This window comes from Pseudomonas sp. S9 (genome assembly GCF_000222125.1).
GTDB classification, from domain to species: Bacteria; Pseudomonadota; Gammaproteobacteria; order Pseudomonadales; family Pseudomonadaceae; genus Aquipseudomonas; species Aquipseudomonas segetis.
On the sequence record NZ_AFFX01000004.1, the window covers coordinates 338438 to 359669 of the forward strand.

Here is a 21232-nt window from a genome sequence, read left to right on the forward strand (position 1 = left end):
ACCGACCTGGTTGTGGCCAGGATCAACCCTAGGTCAAGTCGCTGGTTTCTTCACTCTGATCCATGGTCACCTGGCGAATCGACAGGCGCAGCTCTGCAGGCAATACGCGCTTTGCCGCACCTTCCGCCAACTCGCTGAGCAATGGATGGTGGCTCAGCTTACCGGCTTCATCCTGGCGCAGAACGCCTTGGTCGAGCAGGGTCTGGATGAAGTGACGGAACAGGCTCTTGTCGAAAAACTCCGGTGCGTTAAGCCCGTGAAGAATCGACAAGCGCTGGGCCATGACGGTGCACAGGTCCTCGAGCTGCTCGGCACTGATGGTGTTTTGCCCGGCATTGAGCAGTAGCGCAATGGCCATGTAAAAGCGCTGCAGGGTTTGTGCGATTGCTCGCGACAACAAGGTCAGCAGAACAAATTGGCGTGAGCTTGGGGCAGGGCGCAGGTAGACATCGTTCTCGACCCTGAGCAAGCCCTGTTCAACAAAGGCGTTGAGCCACTGGTCAATGACTTCGTCGAGTTCGTCGAGGCTCCAGCGGATAAACAGCTCGGACTGCAGGTACGGATACAGCGCGCGGGTAAAACGCAGAATCTGTTCACGGCTGATGCGTGCGCTGCTCTGGAAAAAACTGGCGAGCAGTGCAGGTAGGGCAAAGATATGCAGCACATTATTGCGGTAATAGGTCATCAGCACCGCATTGTGCTCGTTGAGGTAGAGAATCTTGCCCAGCGCATCTTTCTGCTCGGCCAACAGGTCCATGCCTTTTACATATTCAATCAGCGCCTGGCCATCACCTTCGGGCAAGGTTGTGTGTGGCGAGTAGGGTACGCTGCGCAGCAGTTCCAGGTACAAATCCAGGACCCGGGTCAGGGCGCGATCATCCAGCGCCAGCTTGCTGGTGGACAGCAAGGCCAAAGCCACCAGGTTCACCGGGTTGATGGCGGCGGCTTCGTTGAGGTGCTGCGCGACCCGATCGCCGAGGCGATTGGTGGTTGCGCTCAGCCAGTCCGGGCGGAACTGCGGCGCATGGACTTGTTCACGCCAATCAGGTTGTTCGCTGTCGAGAAACTCGGCCAGCTTGATGGGTTCACCGAAGTTGACCCAGACCTGCCCGAAGCGTTGCCTGAGTGCGCCAATGACTTTGAAAATATCGAAGATCGACTCTTTCTTCTTACTGGCGCCGCGCAGCTCACCCAGGTAAGTACGGCCTTCCAGGACCCGTTCGTAACCTATGTAAACCGGTACGAAAACCACTGGCATGCGGTTGTCACGCAAGAAGCTGCGCAGGGTAATTGCCAGCATTCCGGTCTTCGGCTGGAGCATGCGGCCAGTACGTGAGCGACCGCCTTCGACGAAGTACTCGACCGGAAATCCCTTGCTGAACAAGGTATGCAGGTATTCATTGAACACGGCGGTGTAAAGCGGGTTGCCCTTGAAGGTACGGCGCATGAAAAACGCACCGCCACGGCGCAGCAGGCCGCCAATCACCGGCATATTGAGGTTGATGCCAGCTGCAATGTGCGGTGGGGTCAAGCCGTTGCGGAACAACAAATAAGACAACAGCAGGTAGTCAATATGGCTGCGGTGGCAAGGTACATAGATTACCTCGTGGCCCTGGGCGACATCCTGCACGCCTTCGATGTGATTGACCTTGATGCCATCGTAGATCTTGTTCCAGAACCAGCTCAGTACCAGCTCCAGAAAGCGGATCACCGTGTAGGTGTAATCCGAGGCAATTTCATTGCCGTAGCGCAATGCCTGGGCTTCGGCTTTTTCGACTGAAATCCCTTCGCGCTGAGCTTCCTCGGTGATTGCCTGGCGCACTTGCGGGCCGTGAACCAGGCCTTTGACCAGGTTGCGCCGGTGCGATACATCGGGGCCAATGGCTGCGGTTTTCTGGTTGCGGAAATGCACCCGCAAAATACGGTGCACCATGCGCAGCGTGCGCTCGTGACCTTTGTTTTGTTCGACCAGTTCGCGCAGGTGGATTGGCGGTGAAAACTGCACGCGGGTTTTACGTCCCAGAATCAGAATACTGACCAGGCGACGCAAGCGTCCGGTGACAGCCCAGCTGTCGGCGAACAGCAGCTTCCAGGGGCTGGTCTCGCGGTCAGGCGACTGGCCCCAGAACACGCTAACCGGGATCACCTGGGCATCATCAACAGCGTTTTCACTGAGGGCACTGACAACCCGGTCAAGAGTGGGCGAGATGCCGCGTTTGTCCGAGCGTCCAAACCAGCCTGCAGGTGGGTTCAGGTAGAAATAGGCGGCGGGCTCCATCAGGTCGCCAACGGCAACAGGCAGCACCGGGCGTGGCAGGCCGGCTTTGCGACATTCGGTGTCCAGCACGGCAAGGTCGCTGATGGACGGCTTTTGCAGGACGAACAACACTGGCTTGCTTCGATCGAGCTTCAGGGTAAAGGCGGATTGGTTGATGGTTTCCGAGCGTACCCAGAGGTACAGCAGGCGGCGTACTGTGCCGAATACAAGGCGGCGAAAGGGGGAGCGGGTCATACGAAGTCTGCGGGCTGTAAAAACGAGCATCTGCTCGGGGACGCTAGTGTGCCGGATCGGCCGCCGCTGGGCAAAATTCTTCGCAGCACAGGCTGCAAAAATCCCGGTTTTGCCGCCGTTCGTCGTTTTTAGCCTGTTTTCCACCCGTCTCGCCATTGGAAAACGTGTGGAGCTCTCCCCGGAAAGTTGTATTTTTGTGCGGTCTGTCACGCTGCGCAACGGGGTGGATATGAACCCCTGATATGCCGCCAGGGCCCATGAGGTAACGCGGCAGAGCTTGTCGGGTATGGCCTTGAATTCATCGGAAAAAGTGCTTTTCAGTCACAAACCTTGTTCTATACTCGAGAAGCGGTTGCAGGGTGGGATTTGCAGCAAACGAGCCCTTGGCTGGCGGTCGACCTTGCCCTTTTGCAAGGTGCTGTTGGCCAGAGCCGCATGTTAATCAGTGCGCCGCGTAATTCCCTTCGGGACAATAAAAAACTGTAGTTGGAGAGTGTGGGTAATGGCTGATCGTGAAGTAGGAACCGTTAAGTGGTTCAATGACGCCAAGGGTTATGGCTTTATTCAGCGCGAAGACGGCGCCGATGTGTTTGTTCACTACCGGGCTATTCGGGGTGAGGGACACCGCTCTTTGGCAGAAGGCCAGAAGGTCGAGTACGCGGTAATTGAAGGTCAGAAAGGCTTGCAGGCAGAGGATGTAGCTGGCCTGTAGTTGTTGCCAGCCCGCCGCCCAAAGCGGCGGGCTGTCTGTTAGTCGCGGCCACAGGCTACTTGTGCAAAAGCTAGCCGTTGGTGCGCCAGGTTATTTCCTCGACGCCGTCGGCACTGATTCGCATCCAGCGATCTGCCTGCTCTTCGCTTTCTTCCTCTTCCCAGCCGCCCGGTGCACAACGTACCTCGACATTAAGCGCGGCAAATGCAGCTTGCGCGCAACTCAGGTCGTCCTGCCAGGGCGTGCTGTCGCTTTCGAGATAGAGACTGTTCCACTTGCCGACGGCCTTTGGCAGCCAGGTAACAGGTACATCGCCTGCGCGGCATTTGTAGGTCTGGCCTTTTTGCTGCCAGGGCGTGCAAGGACCGAGCGCTGCGCCCAACCACTCGGCGATCGCATTGTGGTCGACATCTTTGAGGTAAATCTCGATATCCGGTTGGCGCATGGCAATTGATCCTTGTCGAGCATGGTTAATGTACGGGCCAGCGAAACGCCGGGGCACTTAGGTTCGCACTATCCAATCGTAGCGAATGGCGACCGTCACTTCTAATGGTTGTGCAATGACTGCTGCCCGTCGCTCGGCACTGGCGCGCCAACCGTGTGGTGTCATGGCCAGCAGGTCAGCGCGGGCTTGTTCGGTTTCGACCTTGAGGCTGAAGCTCAGGGTTTCACTGTGGTCCAATCGCATGCCGTCGGGGATCAGTTCCAGATGCTTTTGGTCGTCGTAATCACGGACTTCATCATAAAGCTTGCGGCGCAGTTCCATCAGGTGGGCACGGGTCGGGCCCATTCGCAGCAAGCCACCATTGGATGCAAGCACGCGCTTGGCTTCTTGCCAGTCCAGCGGGCTGAAAACGCTGGCCAGGAGTTGGCAACTGACGTCGGCCAGCGGTAGCCGGGCCATGCTTGCAACAAGCCACTCAACTTGTGGCGCACGCTTGCAGGCGCGTTTGACGGCCTCGCGCGAGATGTCCAATGCATAGCCCTGGGCATCGGGTAGCATCTGGGCGATCTGCTCGGTGTAATAACCTTCGCCACAACCGATGTCCAGCCAGCGGGCAGGCGCATAAGCTGCTGCAAGCTGTGCCAGGCGATGGGCCAGTGGTGCGTAATGGCCGCCATCGAGAAACCGGCGCCGAGCTTCGACCATGGCCTGGTTGTCGCCCGGATCACGGCTGTTCTTGTGTTGCCCCGCCAGCAGATTCAGGTAGCCCTGGCGAGCCCGGTCGAAGCGGTGGCCAGCAGGGCAAACCACGCCTTTATCGACCAGGCTGAGCGGGCCCTGGCAAATCGGGCAGATAAGCCCCGGCTGTTGGGCCGCGGAGCTTTGCTGGGGGGCGGCGCGTTCGGTCATGTCAGCAGGTTGACCATGGTCTGGTAGTAAATATCGGTCAGTACATCAAGGTCGCTGGCCAGTACGCGCTCGTTAACCTGGTGAATGGTCGCGTTGACCGGACCGAGTTCGACGACCTGGGCGCCCATGGTTGCAATAAAGCGACCATCGGAGGTGCCGCCGCTGGTGCTTGGCTTGGTTTCGCGACCGGTAACGCTGCGGATACTGTCGGAGATGGCATCGAGCAGCACGCCTGGCTCGGTGAGGAACGGCAAGCCGGACAATGCCCACTCCAGATGATAGTCGAGGCCGTGCTTGTCGAGAATTTCACAAACGCGCTGTTGCAGCTGTTCAACCGTGGATTCGGTTGAGAAGCGGAAATTGAAAATGCTGGTCAACTCGCCCGGCACCACGTTGGTCGCGCCCGTACCGGAATTGAGGTTGGAGATTTGAAAGCTGGTCGGAGGAAAGAAATCGTTGCCGTCGTCCCAGTGGGTGTCGGCCAGTTCGGCCAGGGCTGGAGTGGCCAGGTGGATCGGGTTCTTGGCCAGGTGCGGGTAGGCGAAATGGCCTTGTACGCCGCGCACGGTCGGGGTGCAGCCGAGTGAGCCACGACGACCATTCTTGACTACGTCACCGACCAGGCTGGTGCTTGATGGCTCGCCGACTATGCACCAGTCCATGCGTTCGCCGCGTTTGGACAGTCGTTCAACCACGGCCTTGGTTCCATGGTGGGCCGGGCCTTCTTCGTCGCTGGTGATCAGGAACGCAATGGCGCCTTTATGCTGTGGGTGGTCGGCGACAAAGCGCTCGACTGCAATAATCATTGAAGCCAGACTGCCCTTCATATCCGCCGCACCGCGACCGCAGAGCATGCCCTGTTCATCGACCAAGGCATCGAATGGCTTGTGTTGCCAGGCTTGCAGCGGGCCGGTTGGCACCACGTCGGTGTGTCCGGCGAAGCACAGCACGGGGCCTGTGCTATGACCGCGCAATGCCCAGAAGTTATCGACTTCCTCGATACGCATAGACTCTACCTTGAAACCAATATCGCTCAGCCGGCGAGTCATTAATTCCTGGCAGCCTTCGTCAGCAGGGGTGACGGAGGGGCGACTAATCAGATCGCAGGCGAGTGCGAGAGTCGGGGAGAGGGCAGTCATTGCGGCTCCTGAGCGGCATAAAGCGGAAAGGCCGCCATCTTAAAGCAAAACGACGGCCATTGGCCGCCGTCAGGCTGTAAATCTTGCTGAAACAGCCCCGTGAGTCTAGCTCACTGTCTCAGCATCGATTTCGACTTGGGGTTCTGCCGGCTTTGGCAGCGACGACAGCATGGCCATGATCACCGCAGCCAAATAGGGCAGCGATTGCACCAGCAGCGTTGCGATCCAGAACTTCACATCGGCGCTCGGCAAGCCCTGGGCGATGGATATACCGACCACGGCGCCCCACAACAGCAGCATGATGAATACCTCTTCGCGTGCCTCGGCCAGCGCCACCAGGAAACCATGGCTGCTGCGCATCTTCGGGGTGCGGAAGAACGGGATCGTGGTGGTAAACAAGCCGTACAGCACGGCCTTGGCGATGGTGTGCGACAAGGCCAGGCCAGCAACCGCGGCACAGAATGCATCCTTGAGGTTAACCCCGACTGCACGCTGATACAGGAACACGATCTTGCCCAGCTTGAACACAAACAGAGCCAGGGGCGGGATCGCAAATATCAGCAGCGGCGGGTCGACCCGCTGGGGCACGATAATCATCGCCGCCGACCACAACAGTGCGCCCACGGTGAAGAAGATGTTCAAGCCGTCTGCGACCCAGGGCAACCACCCGGCGATAAAGTGATAACGCTGGCCGCGCTTGAGGCTTGAGTCCTTGCCGAGGAACAAGCTGCGCGCGTGGCCCTTCATGATCTGGATGGCGCCATACGCCCAGCGGAAGCGTTGCTTCTTGTAATCGATAAAGGTGTCGGGCATCAGTCCTTTGCCGAAGCTGTTATGGGCATAGGCCGCGCTGTAGCCTTTCTTGAAAACGCGCAGGCCCAGCTCGGCATCCTCGCAGATGGTCCAGTCGGCCCACTTCAATTCATCCATCACGGTACGGCGGATCATGGTCATGGTGCCGTGCTGGATGATTGCATTGCGATCGTTACGGGTCACCATGCCAATGTGGAAGAAGCCCTTGTACTCGGCATAGCACAGTTTCTTGAAGGTGCTGGTATTGCCGTCGCGGTAGTCCTGTGGCGATTGCACCACCGCGATTTGCGGGTCGGCGAAATGCGGCACCATGTGCTTGAGCCAGTTGGGGTCGACGCAGTAGTCGGAGTCAATCACCGCGATGACTTCAACATCCGGCGCGGTGAAGGGCAGGATGTAATTGAGCGCGCCACCCTTGAAACCGGCAATCGGTGCCTTGTGGAAGAAGCGGAAGCGTGGCCCCAGCTGCTCGCAATAGGCCTGCACCGGTTCCCACACCGCCGGGTCCTTGGTGTTGTTGTCGATGATGATGACTTCGTAATCCGGGTAGTCGAGATTGGCCAGGGCATCGAGGGTCTGCTTCACCATCTCTGGTGGCTCGTTGTAGCAGGGCACATGGATCGACACCTTGGGCCTGTACTCCGAATCGCCCATTACCGGCTGGAAGGGTCTGCGCCGGGCACGAACCCAGGCGGCTTCAGCCAGTTCGTGGGCCTCGGTAAGCAATACGATAAACACACCGATGGCGCCAATGCCGAGCAAGATACCAACGGTCAGGCTGAACCAGGTGCTGTATTGCTGGCTGTAGTCGTAGCCGATCCACACCAGCGCCGAGCCGCCAGCGAAGGCGACGAATGTCAGGAAGGTGCGGCCGCGTTGGCGAAGGGACCTGCCGTCGATCAACAACAAGGCAAGTGAAAGCAGGGCCATGACCACCGAACCGATAGCCAGCAGGCGCCACTGCGGGATCGCCACGACCGGGCCTGTGAAGTTGAATTTCGGCTGGCGGTCGAGGTTGTAAACGCCCCAATAGGCACCTACCGAGCCTTCATCACTGATTTTCCAGGTCTGGTCAAAGGCTTCAATCACGAAGTAGTTGTAGCCTTTGGCATTGAGCGTGTTGACCAGGGTACGCAGGTAGATCGCCTGGTCCGCTTGGGAGGCATCGGCACCGCCACGCATGCGGCCATTACTTGGCCAGCCAACTTCGGAGAGCAGCAGCGGCTTTTTCGGAAACAGTTTTTTCAGGTCGCGCGCGCGATCGAGTACGAACTGGGTCGAGTCCTCCATCGGCACGAACTCCCAGTAGGGCAGGACGTGCGCAGCGATAAGGTCAACGTGCTCGGCCAGTTCCGGGTGGTCTTCCCAGATGTGCCATTGCTCGGATGTCGACACCGGAACCTTGACACCGGCGCGAACCCTGTCCAGGTATTCGATCAGCTTCTTGGTGGTGGTTTCGCGGCGGAACAAAGCCTCGTTACCTACCAGCACTCGCACTACGCTGCGCGAGGTATTGGCCAGTTCGATGGCCTTGGCGATTTCACGCTCATTGCGTTCTTCATCATTGCTGATCCAGACGCCGAGGGTCACGCGCAGGCCAAATTCTTCGGCCAGGCGTGGAATATGCGACAGTGCCCCGTCAACCGAATAGGTGCGGATGTTGTCGGTTTGCTTGGAGAGCAATTCCAGATCCTTGGTGATCTCTTCATCGCTTGGGTAAATATTGTTCTGCGGGGTTTGCCCCTGGCGAAACGGCGAAAACGAATAGCCTGCAACCTGATCTGGCCAGTCAGGCGCGGCAACCGGCAAGTTATAGAGCGCCCAGAAACCCGAGAACAAGGCGGCTATCGCCAGCACAACGACCAGGTTGATTCCAAATATTCTTGATGACATGTCTGTTTCGGGTTCCGCTGCGTGGAACGAGGAGGAGCCGGTGAGCACCGGATGGCGCGCATGCTACTCCGCCGTCGATAAGCTGTATAGCGCCTGATACATCCTTTTGCCAGGCGCAGGAAAGTCATTAGACTTAGAGCAGTCAATGGTTATAGAAGTTCGCCATTTAATGCATTTACAGTCAGGCTTGGGGCCACCGGGCTGTTTTAAAAGACTCGCAAGGCTGGCGCCCGAGCACCTTGGTTTGTGGGCTTGGTCAGCAAAGGCTTGGGCGTTGCCCGCCAGCTTCTTATAATGGGCGATTGCAGATTTTGTGGTGTTGGGGTTTGGCATGCAGATTGATGAACAACGCTTTTCAGGCATCGCCCGGTTATACGGACATGAGGGTGCGCAGCGCCTGTGTGCGGCGCACGTCGCAGTGGTCGGCATCGGCGGTGTTGGCTCATGGGCTGCCGAGGCGCTGGTCCGAACCGGGGTCGGCGAAATCTCGCTGTTTGACCTGGATGATGTATGCATCACCAACACCAACCGGCAGATTCATGCATTGAATACGGCTGTTGGCAAGCCCAAGGTCGAGGTCATGGCTGAGCGACTGCGGGCGATCAACCCTGCGTGTTCGGTTCATGCTGTTGCCGACTTTGTAACCCGCGACACCATGGCCGAGTACATCACCGAAGAAATGGATGCGGTGATTGACTGTATCGACAGTGTCAACGCCAAGGCAGCGCTGATTTCCTGGTGCAAGCGGCGCAAGATCCAGATTGTTACCACGGGCGGCGCTGGCGGGCAGATCGATCCGACGCAAATCCGCGTGGGCGACCTGAACAAGACCTTTAACGATCCGTTGGCCTCGAAGGTGCGGTCGACCCTGCGCCGCGATTATGGCTTTTCACGCACCATGGGCCGTAACTACAGCGTGCCTTGTGTGTTCTCGACCGAGCAGTTGCGCTATCCGCTGCCCGATGGCACCACCTGCCAGAGCAAGAGTTTTGTCGGCGAGGGCGTGGCCTTGGATTGCGCCGGTGGTTTTGGTTCGGCAATGATGGTCACCTCGACCTTTGCCATGGTTGCGGTGAGCAAGATTGTCGATAAGTTGATCGAAGGTGCTCGTCGTCCGTCCGAGCGGGTCAGGCTGCGCTAGCCAGTTCACGCATACGCTTGAGCACGGCATTCAGGCCATTGCTGCGAGACGGTGACAGTTGCCGCGCCAGGCCCAGTTGATTGAACCAGTCGTTCAAGTCCAGCTGCGCCAAGGCTTGGCTGTCGAGCCCGTTGACCCGAACCAGTAGCAACGCGAGCAGGCCACGAATCAACCGTGCCTCCCCAGCGGCGCGAAATTGCCACTGCTTATCGACCTGCTCGGCCACCAGCCACACCTGGCTTTCGCAGCCATGGACGCGGTTTTCCTCCACGCGCTGAGAGTCGCTCAACGGCTCCAGTTTTTCGCCCCACTGCATTAGCAGGCGGGCACGTTGCTCCCAACTGCCCGCCTGCTGGAATGCATCGAGTGCTTGTGCGGCGCCTGGTGACAGTGGGTGGGGCGAGGTCATCTGAGAATATCCAGGGCGTTATCCAGCGCACCGAAGAAGCGCTCAAGGTCGCTGCCATTGTTGTACAAACCGAGGGAAACACGGATCGCGCCACCAAGGCCGAGTTGTTTCATCAATGGCATCGCGCAGTGTTGCCCGGCGCGTACGGCAATTCCCTGTTCGGTCAGCAACTGGGCAAGGTCGGCATTATGCACGCCATCGACCACAAAGCTGGCCAGGGCGATATCCGGTTGACCCAGCAGGGTGATGCCGTCACGCGCCGCAAGTCCGGCCATCAGTTGTTGGTGTAATGCCTGCTCGAACGCTGTCACGGCTTGATGATCAAGCTGATTGAGGTAGTCAAGCGTGGCGCCGAGGGCGATCACGCTGCTGATTGGTGGCGTACCGGCCTCGAAGCCCAGCGGGGCAGGGTTGAAGGCGGCATCGAGATAGTCGGCGTCTCGGACCATCTCGCCGCCAAACTGCCAATGCCGCAGTTGCGCCAATGCCTCGGGCTTGCCGTAGAGCACGCCAACCCCATCCGGGCCGTAGATCTTGTGGCTGGAAAACACATAAAAGTCGCAGTCGAGTTGCTGCATGTCATGCCGGCCATGCACCGCGCCTTGCGCACCATCAACCACAGTCAATGCGTCATGGGCCCTGGCCAGAGCCAGCAGTTGTGCGACGGGTTGCCAGCAACCAATCACATTCGACAGTTGGCTGACGGCCAGCAGGCGGGTGCGCGGGCCAACCAGCTTGCTTGCAGCTTCCAGGTCGATGCGCCCGGCTGTATCCAGGGGCAACACAACCAGCTTCAGATTCTGGCGCAAGGCCAATTGTTGCCAGGGGAGCAGGTTGGCATGGTGCTCAAGCGCGCTGATCACCAGTTCATCACCGGGTTGAAACAGGTGCTCCAAGCCGTAGGCCAGCAGATTGAAAGCTGATGTTGCGCCCTGGGTGAAGATTACGTGTGCGCTGGATTGCGCGTTCAACCATTTGCCCAGTTGTTCGCGACAGGCTTCAAAGGCGCGGGTGGCGCGCTCGCCGGGTAGGTGCTGGGCGCGGTGTACGTTAGCGCTGCCGCTGCTGTAGTAGGCGAGCAAGGCATCGAGCATCGCTTGTGGCTTTTGCGCGGTGGCAGCGCTGTCCAGATAGGTTTGACCCTCGGCCTCTAGGGCCAGAATGCCGGGAAAGTCTGCGCGCCAGGGCGAGAGCAGTGACATAGGGAATCTCTGAAAGGGGAGGCGAGCACCAATGCTGTGCTGCGCGTTGTACATCCTACAAACTAATCGAAGCCTGCCAAGAGCAGGCCCCGATTAGGCAGACACGGGCTTAGTTGTGCGCGTGCAGTGCTTCGTTCAGCTCGATGGCCGATTTGTGCGTCTTGCACTCGACTGCGCCAGTGATCGAGTTGCGGCGGAACAGCAAGTCGGGTTGACCAGCCAGTTCACGGGCCTTGACCACCTTGACCTGATTGCCTTGCTCGTCGAGCAGGTTGACCTTGGTGCCAGCGGTGACGTACAGGCCCGATTCAACGGTGTTGCGGTCGCCCAGGGGAATACCGATACCGGCATTGGCGCCGATCAGGCAGCCTTCACCCACGGAAATAACGATGTTGCCGCCGCCGGACAATGTGCCCATGGTCGAGCAGCCGCCGCCCAGGTCAGAGCCTTTGCCGACGAATACGCCCGCCGAAACGCGGCCTTCGATCATGCCTGGGCCCGCAGTGCCGGCGTTGAAGTTGACGAAACCTTCGTGCATGACGGTGGTGCCTTCGCCAATGAAGGCGCCAAGACGAATGCGCGAGCTGTCAGCGATACGCACGCCCGCAGGTACCACGTAGTCGGTCATTTTCGGGAACTTGTCGACCGAGAACACTTCGAGCAGTTCGCCGCGCAGGCGGGCTTCGAGCTGACGCTCGGCCAATTCACTGAGGTCAATCGCACCCTGGCTGGTCCACGCCACGTTGGGCAGCAGTGGGAAAATGCCGCTCAGGTTCAGGCCGTGTGGTTGTACCAGTCTGTGTGAAAGCAGGTGCAGCTTCAAATAGGCTTCCGGGGTGCTGGTTGGCGCAGCGTCTTCAGCGAGGAAGGTTGCAACCAGTGGCTTGTGGCTTTCGGCCAGGCGAGTCAGCAGGGCTGCTTGAGCAGCGTCAACGCCCTTGAGCATTTCGGCGAGGTCGCTGGCTTGCTGGGTGCTGAACTGAATAGCTTGGTTGCCGCCGTCATAGCCGAGTTTTTCTGCGGCCTTGGCAACCAGTTCGGCTGCCGGGTTGAGCAATGGTTGGGCGTAGAACACTTCCAGCCAGTTGCTTTGACGGTTCTGTGTACCTACGCCGAAGGCCAGGCTGTAGAGGTTGTTGCTCATCTTGAGTTCCTTGCAGCAAATTCAATAGTAAAGGATGTGTTAGGCCAGCTCGGCTGCATAACGCTCAGGTTTGAAACCCACCAGGGTTCTGTCGCCCAGATCAAGAACCGGGCGTTTGATCATCGACGGTTGGGCCAGCATCAGTTCGATGGCCTTGCTCTGGTCAAGGTCGCTTTTCTGCGCCTCGTCGAGCTTGCGGAAGGTGGTGCCTGCACGTTTGAGTATGGTTTCCCAGCCATGTTCGTTGCACCACTTTTCCAGGTTGCCGCGATCAATGCCCACGGCTTTGTAATCATGAAACTGGTAGCTTACAGCGTGCTCGTCGAGCCAGGTGCGCGCTTTTTTCATGGTGTCACAGGCTTTTATGCCAAAAAGTGTGTTGCTCATTCAATCAAACCTCTCAAGGGGCGCTGCATTCGGCAGCGCTTGCCTCGGTGTTGCCTAGTTACTCTTTACGAAGTGGCGAATACGCTCTGCCGCTTCAACACATTCCGCCAGTGGGGCAACCAGTGCCATGCGCACGCGATTGGCGCCTGGGTTGTGGCCGTCAACGCTGCGCGACAGGTACGAGCCAGGCACCACTGTCACATGTTCCTGGGCGTAGAGCTCGCGACTGAACTGTTGGTCATCCACCGGGGTTTTTGCCCACAAATAGAAGCCGCCGTCCGGGCGCTGTACATCAAGCACGCCATCAAGAATCGCCAGCACTGCATCGAACTTCTCACGGTACAGGTCGCGGTTGGCGCGTACATGATCTTCATCGGTCCATGCAGCAATGCTTGCCAACTGGGTTTGCACCGGCATCGCGCAGCCGTGGTAGGTACGATACAGCAGGAAAGATTTCAGTATATCGGCATCGCCAGCGACAAAGCCGGAACGCAGCCCAGGCAGGTTGGAGCGCTTCGACAGGCTGTGGAATACCACGCAGCGCTTGAAATCATTGCGGCCCAATTCGGCGCAGGCGGTGAGCAGCCCGGCTGGCGGGTTGGCTTCGTCGAAATACAGCTCGCTGTAGCACTCGTCCGCGGCAATGACGAAGTTGAAACGGTCTGCCAGTTCGATCAGCTGTTTTAAGGTATCCAGCGGTATCAGCGCGCCGGTTGGGTTGCCGGGCGAGCACAGGAACAGAATCTGGCAGCGCTGCCAGACCTCGTCGCTGACGGCGGCAAAGTCCGGATTGAAACCATGCTGCTCAAGGCAGGGCAGGTAATAGGGTTCTGCCCCGGCGAGCAAGGCTGCGCCTTCATAGATTTGGTAAAACGGATTGGGGCTGACCACATAACCTGGCTGCTCGCCTGCTTGCGGGCGCTTGACCAGGGTTTGAGTGAAGGCAAACAAGGCCTCGCGCGTGCCGTTGACGGGCAATACATGGCGTGCGGGATCGAGCGCTCCGGCTGGCAGGTTGAAGCGCTTGCTCGCCCAGTTGGCGATGGCTTCACGCAGCGCGGGTATGCCCAGTGTGGTTGGGTAAACAGCCAGTTGCTCGAGGTTGTCGCTGAGCGCCTTGGCGACAAAGTCCGGCGAGCGGTGCTTGGGTTCGCCGATCGACAGGGCAATCGCTTTTTTCTCGGCGTTCGGCGTTACGCTGCCAAGCAGGGCGCGCAACTTCTCGAACGGGTAGGGCTGCAACTGGTTTAACGCGTCATTCATGGTTCATTCCTGGCAACGTCTTGGCCGCTGGGCATGCAAGCTTTGCGGCAGCTGTCGGGTTCAAATTGTAATTTTGCTCGGCTCAGCGCCCAGGGTGCTCGCATCGCTTAGCTGCGAGACGATGGTTTCCTGGAGGCGCGTGCAAAGCTCAGGGTCGGAAAGTTGCTGGTTATTGGCGTCGGTCACGAAGAATACGTCTTCCACGCGTTCGCCAAGGGTGGCAATTTTAGCGTTCTGGATAGACAGGTCGAAATCAAGAAAGATGCGTCCGACCCTGGCCAGTAGCCCTGGGCGGTCGGGTGCGGTCAGTTCGATTACCGTGAGCGGGCGCTTGGCGTCATTGTGAATGGTCACGCGTGGGGCAAAGTCAAAGTGCTTGAGCTGGCGTGGTACGCGCCGCTGAATGATGCTTGGGTAATCATCGGGGTTGATTAGCGCATCAATCAGGCCTTGGCGGATTTGCTTGATACGCGCCGGGTTGTCGCCAATCGAGCTGCCATCGCCTTCGAGCACTATATAGGTGTCGAGGGTGAACTGGCTGGTCGAGGTGAGAATCCGCGCATCATGAATATTCAGGTTCAGCTGGGCCATCGCGGCCACGGTCACGGCGAAGAAGTCGTGCTGGTCCTGGGCGTAGATGAACAGCTGTGTGCCGCCCTCGAACTCGCGCTGGGTGGTTTCCTTGATCAGGACCAGCGGATTGCCGTCGTTGGGGTGCTGGATGATCGCCTCGGTGTGCCAGGCCACATCGCTGGCCGTGTGGCGCAGGAAGTAGTCATCACCGAGCTGTGCCCAGAGTTGCTCGGCTTCATCCGGGTCGGTGCCGCTGCGCACCAGGGTGTCCAGGGCCGAGGTTTGGGTCAGGCGTATCTGTTCTTCACGCTCCAGGCGGTTTTCCAGGCCGCGGTTGAGCGCGCGCTTGGTTTCCGTATAGAGCTGGCGCAGCAGGCTGGCGCGCCAGGAGTTCCAGAGTGTCGGGTTGGTCGCATTGATATCGGCAACGGTGAGCACGTAGAGGTAGTCAAGGTGCGTCTGGTCGCCGACCAGCATGGCAAAATCATGGATGATTTGCGGGTCAGACAAATCCTTGCGTTGCGCAGTGGTGGACATGGTCAGGTGATGCTGGACCAGCCAGACAATCAGCTTGGTATCCCAGTCGGGTAGTTGGTGGCGCACGCAAAAGGCTTCGGCATCGACCGCGCCCAGTTCCGAATGGTCACCGCCACGGCCCTTGCCTATATCGTGATACAGGCCGGCCAGGTAAATCAGCTCCGGCTTGGGCAGCTTATCCATGAGCTTGCTGGCCAGTGGAAACTTCTCGGCCATTTCCACCCATTTGAACTTGCGCAAGTGCTTGATCAGGTTAAGGGTGTGGGCGTCGACCGTGAAGATGTGAAACAGGTCGTGCTGCATTTGCCCGACAATATGACCGAACTCGGGCAGGTAGCGGCCAAGAATCCCGTAGCGGTTCATCCGGCGCAGGTTGCGATGGATGCCCGAGGCGCTCTTGAACAGTTCGATGAACAGGCTGGTATTGCGTATGTCGTGGCGAAACTCGTCGTCGATCAAGTGGCGATGGTCGCGCAGCAAGCGGATGCTGTCGGCGCAAACACCCTTTATATGCGGGTGTTGAGCCATGAGGACGAAGACCTCAAGGATCGCGAAGGGGGTGCGCTTGAAGACATTCGGATGGGTCACCTCGATATAGCCATCACGCAGTTGGAAGCGGCTGTTCAGGCCGGTAGCGGTGCCGCGTTCGCCAGCGCGCAGGATCTGCTCTTCGAAGTGTTGCTTGATCAGGTCGCTGAGTTCGGCAACGCCCATGACCACGCGATAGTACTTTTGCATGAACTGCTCGATACCGCGCTTGCCTTCGGTGCTTTCGAATCCCAGCAACTCGGCGATCTGCGCCTGATGGTCGAACAGCAAGCGGTCTTCGGCGCGGCCTGCGAGCATATGCAGGGCATAGCGGACCTTCCACAGGAAGTCCTGGCTGGCAGCGAGCATGGTGTATTCGGTTTTGAGCAGGAAGTCCTGCTCGATCATCGATTGCAGGTTGAGCGTGCCGAAATGCCGGCGCGCCACCCAGAGGATGGTCTGGATATCGCGCAGGCCGCCCGGTGAGCCTTTTACATTGGGCTCAAGGTTGTATTCGGTGTCGTTGTATTTGGCGTGGCGGGCACGCTGCTCCTTGCGTTTGGCCAGAAAGAACTCTTGGCTTGGCCACATCTGTTCCGTGCTGGTGACCGCCTGCATGCGTTGGCGCAAGCGCTCGGGGCCAGCAATGGTGCGGCTTTCCATCAGGTTGGTGATGACGGTCAGGTCGGCCCGCGCTTCTTCGGCACATTCATTGACCGAGCGAACGCTTTGGCCCACTTCCAGGCCGATGTCCCAAAGCAGCAGGAGAAACTGCTCGATCGGTTCGCGAAAGGTTTCGTGGTCCGCATTGTCGAGCAGTATCAGCAGGTCGATATCGGAAAACGGGTGCAGCTCGCCACGGCCATAGCCGCCGACGGCGAGCAGGGCAATGTCGGCGTCTTCCGACCAGTCCAGGCGCAGCCAGGCTTCACGCAGGATCTGGTCGACAAACCAGGCGCGGTCTTCAACCAGGCGACGTACTTCACGGCCTTCATGGAAGCGAGCATTGAGCACGTCGTTGGCACGCTTGATGGCTTTTTTGAAAGCTGCAATCGGGCTCGCCTTCAAGGCCAGTTCTGCTTGGAACTGGCCGCGGTCGAACAACTGGGGGTCTACCTGCGGCATGCAACGACCTTCCTTATATAACGCGACAAAATACTCAATCAGAATTGATTGCCGAGCGCGTAATCAGGCGGATACGCGTGGGATGGTATCGTCGCTGCGCAGGGTGAAGATCTCGTAACCTTCTGCGGTTACCAGAATCGTGTGTTCCCATTGTGCAGAGAGCTTGCGGTCCTTGGTGATCGCTGTCCAGCCATCGCCCAGCAGACGGGTTTCGGCACGGCCCTGGTTGATCATCGGCTCAATGGTGAAGGTCATGCCTTCCTTGAGTTCCATGCCTGTGCCCGCGCGGCCGTAGTGCAGCACCTGCGGTTCTTCATGGAACACCGCGCCAATGCCGTGACCGCAGTATTCGCGCACCACGGAAAAGCCGTTCTTCTCGGCGTGCTTCTGGATCACTTCGCCAATATCGCCCAGGCGCGCTCCCGGCTTGACCAGCTCGATACCTTTATACATGCATTCCTGGGTGACCTTGGCCAGGCGCTCGGCCCACTCCGGTACTTTGCCAACCATGAACATCTTGCTGGTGTCGCCGTGATAGCCGTCCTTGATCACAGTGATGTCTATGTTCAGCACGTCGCCTTCCTTGAGTGGCTTCTCGTTGGGAATGCCGTGGCAGACAACGTGGTTGATCGAGGTGCAGATCGACTTGGGAAAACCCTTGTAGTTGAGCGGGGCAGGAATGGCCTGCTGCACGTTAACTATATAGTCGTGGCAGATGCGGTCGAGTTCCTCGGTGGTCACACCGGGTTTGACGTGTTCGCCGATCATCTCCAGCACGTCAGCGGCCAGGCGGCCGGCGATGCGCATTTTTTCGATTTCCTCGGGCGACTTGATGGTGACGGTCATATGGGGTCTCGGGCATACAGAAAAGTGGCAGTATGGTAACAGCTTAGAGGTGCATTCTATAAGGGCAAAGGTCGCTGGCCCGAAGTTTTGCTGTAATGAGCTTGTAGCTTCTGCCCGGTTATTGTGGTATAAAACGCGCCGCTTTGATGGGCAACCTGTCCAAAAGCATAAACCCACACACGTATCGACACGATTTCCTGGGTGCCTTTTGTCATGCAAAGGGTTGGAGATTGGGATGCGTGGAGGCCTAACCCGACTTATTAAGGAACGACCATGTCCCAAGTCAATATGCGCGATATGCTGAAGGCCGGTGTGCACTTCGGCCACCAGACCCGTTACTGGAACCCGAAAATGGGTAAGTACATCTTCGGTTCGCGTAACAAGATTCACATCATCAACCTTGAAAAAACCCTGCCAATGTTCAACGACGCACTGTCGTTCGTTGAGAAGCTGGCTTCGGGCAAAAACAAGATTCTGTTCGTTGGCACCAAGCGTTCCGCTGGCAAGATCGTTCGTGAAGAAGCAGCTCGCTGCAACTCTCCGTTCGTCGATCACCGCTGGTTGGGCGGCATGCTGACCAACTACAAGACCATCCGTGCTTCGATCAAGCGCCTGCGTGATCTTGAAGTTCAGGCACAAGACGGTACTTTCGCCAAGCTGACCAAGAAAGAAGCCCTGATGCGTACCCGTGATCTGGAAAAACTGGATCGCAGCCTGGGTGGTATCAAGGATATGGGCGGTCTGCCAGACGCTCTGTTTGTTATCGACGTTGACCACGAGCGCATTGCTATCACCGAAGCCAACAAGCTGGGTATCCCGGTAATTGGTGTTGTTGATACCAACAGCAGCCCGGAAGGTGTTGATTACATCATTCCAGGTAACGACGACGCCATCCGTGCAATCCAGCTGTACATGGGTGCCATGGCTGACGCAGTTGTTCGTGGTCGTAGCAATGCTAACGGTGGCACCGACGAATTCGTCGCTGAAGCCCCGGCTGCTGAAGCCGCTCAAGGCTAAGTAGCAAGCGTTACTCGCTACGCAAAAAGGGGGCTTGGCCCCCTTTTTGTCACTTATAGAATTCATCGCCCGCCTGGCGGGTGAGATGGTTGAAGACCTACCTAAGAGGATTTCGAACATGGCAGAGATTACTGCAGCCCTGGTTAAAGAACTGCGTGAGCGTACTGGCCAAGGCATGATGGACTGCAAAAAAGCCCTGACTGCTGCTGGTGGCGACATCGAGAAAGCAATCGACGATATGCGTGCTGCTGGTGCCATCAAGGCTGCCAAGAAAGCCGGTAACATCGCTGCTGAGGGTGCTATCGCAATCAAATTGGCTGACGATAACAAGCGCGCCCTGATTATCGAAGTCAACTCCCAGACTGACTTCCTGGCTCTGCAAGACGATTTCAAGAACTTCGTCAGCAGCAGCATCGACAAGGCTTTCGCCGAGAACATGACTGAAGCGGCGCCACTGGTTGCGGCCATGGAATCCGATCGTGAAGCCCTGGTTGCCAAAGTCGGCGAGAACGTGAACATTCGTCGTCTGACTAGCGTTGAAGCTGACGTTGTCGGTTCTTACCTGCACGGCCACCGCATCGGTGTTCTGGTTGCCCTTAAAGGTGGCGACGTTGAGCTGGCCAAGGAAGTTGCCATGCACGTAGCGGCAAGCAACCCACAGTTCCTCAGCGCTGCTGAAGTCTCTGAAGAAGCAGTTGCCAAGGAAAAAGAAATCTTCCTGGCGCTCAACGAAGAGAAAATCAAAGGCAAGCCTGCTGAGATCGTTGAGAAAATGGTTGCCGGCCGCATCAGCAAGTTCCTGGCTGAAGCAAGCCTGGTCGAGCAAGCTTTCGTCAAAGACGACAGCATCAAGGTTGGCGAGCTGGTGAAGAAAGCTGGCGCTGAAATCGTTTCGTTCACTCGCTTCGAAGTGGGTGAAGGTATCGACAAGGGCGAAACCGACTTCGCTGCAGAAGTAGCTGCTCAGCTGGCTTCCAGCAAGCAGTAAGACGGTCTAAAAACTGTCATCCCAAAGAGGCTGCCCGCTTATGCGTGCGGCCTTTTTGTCAAACTAGGGCGGCAAATTAGGATGCCCCTGAAAGCAAGGGCCCAAACGGTACAGGTTAAAAGCTGCTTACGCTGCGGGTCAGCTCTTGTAAACTGCAAGGCTGATGCGCCTTTCGACCTGGCTATTCGGTGTTCAAGACGTTTTCAAAGGTTTGCCTTGGCCGGTTGCGAAAAATATTTTCCGGCTTTTGTGATTTAAAAGCCCCGACTGTTGCCGAAGTACTCGATAATTGCGGGCTGTATTATCCGCATAGAAATTTAACGCCGCAGGAGAGAATTGTATGGCTCAGCAGGTGAGTGGTCGTCAACCGCGTTATAAGCGCATTCTGCTCAAACTAAGCGGCGAAGCCCTGATGGGGTCGGAAGAGTTTGGTATCGATCCCAAGGTGCTTGATCGCATGGCCCTGGAAGTAGGGCAATTGGTAGGCATCGGTTTGCAAGTCGGTCTGGTGATCGGTGGCGGTAACCTGTTTCGCGGTGCGGCATTGAGCGCAGCCGGAATGGATCGGGTAACCGGTGACCACATGGGCATGCTCGCCACCGTGATGAACGCCTTGGCCATGCGCGACGCGCTGGAGCGTTCAAATATCCCGGCAATCGTGATGTCAGCGATTTCCATGGTTGGAGTGACTGATCACTACGACCGTCGTAAGGCCATGCGCCATCTGAAGTCCGGTGAAGTGGTGATTTTCGCCGCCGGTACCGGTAACCCGTTCTTTACCACGGATTCTGCTGCGTGCCTGCGCGCAATCGAGATCGATGCGGATGTGGTATTGAAGGCGACCAAGGTCGATGGCGTATACACTGCGGATCCATTTAAAGATCCCCATGCAGAGAAGTTCGAGCGCCTGACTTATGACGAAGTACTGGATCGCAAGCTTGGGGTTATGGACCTCACTGCCATCTGTCTGTGCCGCGACCATAATATGCCGCTGCGAGTCTTCAATATGAACAAACCTGGCGCCTTGTTGAATGTAGTTGTTGGTGGCGCTGAAGGTACCCTGATCGAGGAAGGTGAAGAATGATTAACGAGATCAAGAAAGAAACCCAGTCACGCATGACCAAGAGCCTTGAGTCGCTCAATGTCGCGTTTGCCAAAATCCGCACTGGCCGCGCGCACCCGAGCATTCTCGATGGCGTGATGGTGTCTTACTACGGCACCGATACCCCTTTGCGTCAGGTCGCCAACGTAGTCACTGAAGATTCGCGCACCCTGGCTTTGTCTGTGTTTGACAAGGGCATGATCCAGGCCGTTGAAAAAGCCATCATGACATCCGACCTGGGCCTCAATCCTGCAACGGCTGGCACCACTATTCGTGTGCCTATGCCAGCGCTGACCGAAGAAACACGCAAGGGCTATACCAAGCAGGCGCGTGCCGAGGCCGAGAACGCCCGTGTTGCCGTGCGCAACATCCGTCGTGATGCCCTTGCGCAGCTCAAGGACCTGGAAAAGGAAAAGGAAATCAGCGAGGACGAAGAGCGTCGCGCCGCTGATGAAATCCAGAAACTGACCGACAAGTATGTTGCTGAAGTCGATAAGGCGCTGGAGAACAAGGAAGCGGATCTGATGGCCGTCTGACGGTCAGGAAT

Annotated in this window: 18 protein-coding genes; 6 read left to right on the forward strand and 12 right to left on the reverse strand. The window is 57.8% G+C overall.

The features are described 5' to 3' along the window. Positions 1-28: 28 nt before the first annotated feature. On the reverse strand, positions 29-2512 hold the full coding sequence (gene plsB, locus PSES9_RS0110585; protein WP_010486739.1) for a glycerol-3-phosphate 1-O-acyltransferase PlsB: 2484 nt from the start codon (positions 2510-2512) through the stop codon (positions 29-31). Positions 2513-3014: 502 nt separating this feature from the next. On the opposite strand from plsB, the gene PSES9_RS0110590 reads away from it, so the two are divergent. Further along, a complete protein-coding gene (locus PSES9_RS0110590) occupies positions 3015-3224 on the forward strand; it encodes a cold-shock protein (RefSeq protein WP_010486741.1) in 210 nt (69 codons plus the stop codon). A gap of 70 nt (positions 3225-3294) precedes the next feature. On the opposite strand, the gene PSES9_RS0110595 is transcribed toward PSES9_RS0110590, so the two are convergent. From PSES9_RS0110595 to PSES9_RS0110610, 4 genes are all read right to left on the reverse strand, one after another. After that, positions 3295-3669 carry a hypothetical protein gene (locus PSES9_RS0110595; protein WP_010486742.1) on the reverse strand — a complete coding sequence of 125 codons (375 nt, stop codon included), beginning with the start codon at positions 3667-3669 and terminating at the stop codon, positions 3295-3297. Positions 3670-3726: 57 nt separating this feature from the next. Beyond that, positions 3727-4578: a putative RNA methyltransferase gene (locus PSES9_RS0110600; protein ID WP_010486744.1), complete on the reverse strand. Its 852-nt coding sequence runs from the start codon at positions 4576-4578 to the stop codon at positions 3727-3729. Next, entirely contained in the window at positions 4575-5717 is a 1143-nt protein-coding gene (gene dapE, locus PSES9_RS0110605; RefSeq protein ID WP_029529490.1) for a succinyl-diaminopimelate desuccinylase, read from the reverse strand. The genes PSES9_RS0110600 and dapE overlap by 4 nt, the downstream gene beginning before the upstream one ends. A 105-nt stretch (positions 5718-5822) precedes the next feature. Next, entirely contained in the window at positions 5823-8423 is a 2601-nt protein-coding gene (locus PSES9_RS0110610; RefSeq protein ID WP_010486747.1) for a glycosyltransferase, read from the reverse strand. Positions 8424-8754: 331 nt separating this feature from the next. On the opposite strand from PSES9_RS0110610, the gene tcdA reads away from it, so the two are divergent. Next, positions 8755-9564, forward strand: coding sequence for a tRNA cyclic N6-threonylcarbamoyladenosine(37) synthase TcdA (gene tcdA / locus PSES9_RS0110615; protein ID WP_010486749.1), 810 nt, complete (start codon positions 8755-8757; stop codon positions 9562-9564). Here the strand turns inward: tcdA and PSES9_RS0110620 are convergent. The 7 genes from PSES9_RS0110620 to map all read right to left on the reverse strand — a co-directional run bounded on the left by PSES9_RS0110620 (position 9551) and on the right by map (position 17578). Further along, on the reverse strand, positions 9551-9973 hold the full coding sequence (locus tag PSES9_RS0110620; protein WP_010486751.1) for a SufE family protein: 423 nt from the start codon (positions 9971-9973) through the stop codon (positions 9551-9553). The genes tcdA and PSES9_RS0110620 overlap by 14 nt on opposite strands. After that, positions 9970-11175, reverse strand: a complete 1206-nt coding sequence (locus PSES9_RS0110625) for an aminotransferase class V-fold PLP-dependent enzyme (RefSeq protein WP_010486752.1) — start codon at positions 11173-11175, stop codon at positions 9970-9972. The genes PSES9_RS0110620 and PSES9_RS0110625 overlap by 4 nt, the downstream gene beginning before the upstream one ends. Before the next feature lie 109 nt (positions 11176-11284). Then, positions 11285-12319 carry a 2,3,4,5-tetrahydropyridine-2,6-dicarboxylate N-succinyltransferase gene (gene dapD, locus PSES9_RS0110630; RefSeq protein ID WP_010486754.1) on the reverse strand — a complete coding sequence of 345 codons (1035 nt, stop codon included), beginning with the start codon at positions 12317-12319 and terminating at the stop codon, positions 11285-11287. Positions 12320-12358: 39 nt separating this feature from the next. Beyond that, positions 12359-12706 carry an ArsC family reductase gene (locus PSES9_RS0110635; protein ID WP_010486756.1) on the reverse strand — a complete coding sequence of 116 codons (348 nt, stop codon included), beginning with the start codon at positions 12704-12706 and terminating at the stop codon, positions 12359-12361. A 54-nt stretch (positions 12707-12760) separates the two neighbouring features. After that, on the reverse strand, positions 12761-13969 hold the full coding sequence (dapC, locus tag PSES9_RS0110640) for a succinyldiaminopimelate transaminase (RefSeq protein ID WP_010486758.1): 1209 nt from the start codon (positions 13967-13969) through the stop codon (positions 12761-12763). Positions 13970-14029: 60 nt separating this feature from the next. Then, positions 14030-16732, reverse strand: coding sequence for a [protein-PII] uridylyltransferase (locus tag PSES9_RS0110645; RefSeq protein ID WP_010486759.1), 2703 nt, complete (start codon positions 16730-16732; stop codon positions 14030-14032). Between the two features lie 63 nt (positions 16733-16795). Beyond that, positions 16796-17578 (reverse strand): type I methionyl aminopeptidase, encoded by a 783-nt coding sequence (gene map, locus PSES9_RS0110650; protein WP_010486761.1) that lies wholly within the window; start codon positions 17576-17578, stop codon positions 16796-16798. A gap of 273 nt (positions 17579-17851) precedes the next feature. Here map and rpsB point away from each other — a divergent pair, with 273 nt between their 5' ends. The 4 genes from rpsB (at position 17852) to frr (ending at position 21221) form a co-directional block, all read left to right on the forward strand. After that, positions 17852-18595, forward strand: a complete 744-nt coding sequence (rpsB, locus tag PSES9_RS0110655; protein ID WP_010486763.1) for a 30S ribosomal protein S2 — start codon at positions 17852-17854, stop codon at positions 18593-18595. Positions 18596-18713: 118 nt separating this feature from the next. Continuing rightward, positions 18714-19583 carry a translation elongation factor Ts gene (tsf, locus tag PSES9_RS0110660; protein ID WP_010486764.1) on the forward strand — a complete coding sequence of 290 codons (870 nt, stop codon included), beginning with the start codon at positions 18714-18716 and terminating at the stop codon, positions 19581-19583. A gap of 340 nt (positions 19584-19923) precedes the next feature. Then, complete coding sequence (gene pyrH / locus PSES9_RS0110665) at positions 19924-20667, forward strand: UMP kinase (protein ID WP_010486765.1); 744 nt, start codon at positions 19924-19926, stop codon at positions 20665-20667. Continuing rightward, positions 20664-21221, forward strand: a complete 558-nt coding sequence (frr, locus tag PSES9_RS0110670; protein ID WP_010486766.1) for a ribosome recycling factor — start codon at positions 20664-20666, stop codon at positions 21219-21221. The genes pyrH and frr overlap by 4 nt, the downstream gene beginning before the upstream one ends. The last annotated feature ends 11 nt before the right edge of the window (positions 21222-21232 follow it).